Here is a 2,341-nt window from a genome sequence, read left to right on the forward strand (position 1 = left end):
CGGGGCTGGTCGTGGAGGTCCTGGCCGGGCGACCCGGCACGCGGTCCTGACGGTGACGAGGCTGTGTTGGGTTAGAGAGTCTGCTCGGCCCAGACTGTCTTGCCGTCGAGGGAGTAGCGGACGCCCCAGTTCTGCGCGAGTTGGGCGACGATGAACAGGCCGCGACCGCCTTCGTCGATAGTCTTGGCGTGGCGCAACCGCGGCGCGAGGGGATTGCCGTCGTGGACCTCGCAGGTGAGTGTGCGGTCTTTGATGAGCTGCAGCCGCAGAGGCGGGGTGCCGTAGCGGACGGCGTTGGTGACCAGTTCGCTGACGATCATCTCGGTGGTGTAGGCGGTTTCCTCGTCCACTCCCCAAAGGGTGAGCTGTTGTTGGGCGTGGGCGCGTGCCGTGGCGACGGCTTTGGGGTGTTGGTCGAGATGCCACTCGGCGATCTGGTCGGCGGGGAGTGGGTGTGTGCGGGCGAGGAGGAGGATGACGTCGCCGTGGCCGGTGTCGTTCCGCAGCCGGTAGAGCACGTCATCGCATAGATCCTGCAGTGGCCGGTCGGGGTGGGCCAGCACCCGTTGGAGGGTGTCCGGGGACGGGGAGGTGTGCAGGAGGGATGCCGTGTAGAAGGCGAGGACGCTGCCGTCGGCGACGGAGATCGTGGTGGCGGCGAAGGGGGGTCCTTCGGCACTGCCGAGAGGGGGTCCGGCGGGCAGGTGGGGGATCTCGGTCCTCCCGTCGGGATGGGCGACGACGGGTGGGGGGTGGCCGGCCAGGGCGATGGTGCAGGTCCGGGCGAGCGGGTCGTAGACCGCGTACGCACAGCTTGCCGTGAGCGGCTGCCGGTGCATGGGGTCGCCGGGCGGCAGAGCTGCGCGTTCCTGGGCCAGGCTTATGGTGGTGTCGTTGAGGCGTGCGAGGAGCTCGTCGGGTTCCAGGTCGAGTGCGGCCAGGGAGCGGTGGGCGGTCCGTAGCTGTCCCATGGTGGCGGCCGCGTGGATGCCCTGGCTGGCGCATTCGCCGACCACCAGTGCGGTGCGGGCGCCGGACAGGGCGAAGGTGTCGTACCCGCTGCCTCCGCCCGCCTGGGACGGCACGTGCAGGTGCGCGGTTTCCACGGTGGTCCGCGACGCCGGGCAGGGAGGCAACAGATGGCGCTGGACTGTCGAGGCGATGGTGTGTTCGCGGGTGTAGCGGCGGGCGTTGTCGATGCACAGCGCGGTGTGAGCGGCCAGTGCGAGGGCGACGGTGACATCGTCCTCGTCGTAGAGGTCGCTCCGGTCAGTGCGGTAGAGGCTCAGCAGGCCGAGCACGGTTCCACGCAGCGTCAGGGGTGCAGTGATCAGGCTGTGGGCACCGGATGCGCGGATCGCCTCGGCGCGCGGCGGGACGGCCGCCAGCCAGGGCGTGTCGGGTCCCAGGGCGACGAGGCGGGGCTTGAGGTCGGCCAGCGTCTGGGCGTAAGGCGTCGGGAACGGCAGAGCGCGCACGTCACCCACCGGATGTGCCTGAATCTGCTCCTCGCCGCCGCTGCGGCCGAAGGCGGCACGGCGCAGCGGCACCTCCCGTCCCAGAGGGCTCGGCGGAGGGTCTTCGCCGCGTATCACTGCGTCCACCACTTCCACCACGGCGATGTCGGCGAGGTCGGGCACCACCGCCTGCACCAGTTCCTCGCAGGTGGCCACCACGTCGAGGGTCTGTCCTACCTGCTCGCGCACCGAGCCGAGGACGCGCAGGCGGGCGCGTACCTTTTCGTGTTCGGTGACATCGAGCATCTCCGCCAGCACCCCCCAGATCCTCCCCTGCGAGTCCTCCAGGCGAGATGCCGAGACGGAGAACAGGTACTCCGGCCCCGGCGCGCGCTTCGGACGCACCCCCACCAGTCGCCCCCGTACGGGCGCGCCGCTCTCCAGCACGCCGTGCAGCATCGCCTCGACCTCTCCGGGTGCGGAAAGGTCGTATTCGTCGGTGATGTGTCGGCCCATGATCTGTTCAGGGGGCGCTTCGTGCAGAACCGGCCTGGTGAAGTGGATTCGTAGGATTCGCAGCTCCGTGTCCAAGATCAGCAGGCCTGTAGGGGACTGGTCGAACAGAGCTTCCAGCACTGCAGCACCCTCGACGGGCGAGATGGCTTCTTTTTGCGCCACGGCAACGCACCTCCACCATCCAGCCTGCTCCTTGCCTTGCTCCCTCGCTTCGCGAGACGTGTCGCACGTCAGGGCTCTGGGTGGCTGGCCTGCCTGCTCGGCTCGGGCCCCCGGGGCCTCCCCCTGAGTGGTGGACACGCTGATACTGGATCTGCTTGATCCGGAGGAAGCGAGAAGACCGCCGATGGCGATGAAGGACTACTCGG

Annotated in this window: 1 protein-coding gene; it reads right to left on the reverse strand. The window is 69.2% G+C overall.

Annotated features, from left to right (window positions below; translation table 11 throughout):
- Window positions 1–71 precede the first annotated feature (71 nt).
- Window positions 72–2,135: a SpoIIE family protein phosphatase gene (locus tag ACFYXB_RS45790; RefSeq protein ID WP_389591432.1), complete on the reverse strand. Its 2,064-nt coding sequence runs from the start codon at window positions 2,133–2,135 to the stop codon at window positions 72–74.
- Window positions 2,136–2,341: the final 206 nt, after the last annotated feature.

Origin of the sequence: Streptomyces sp. NPDC002619 (assembly GCF_042889305.1) — a bacterium.
Taxonomy (GTDB): domain Bacteria; phylum Actinomycetota; class Actinomycetes; order Streptomycetales; family Streptomycetaceae; genus Streptomyces.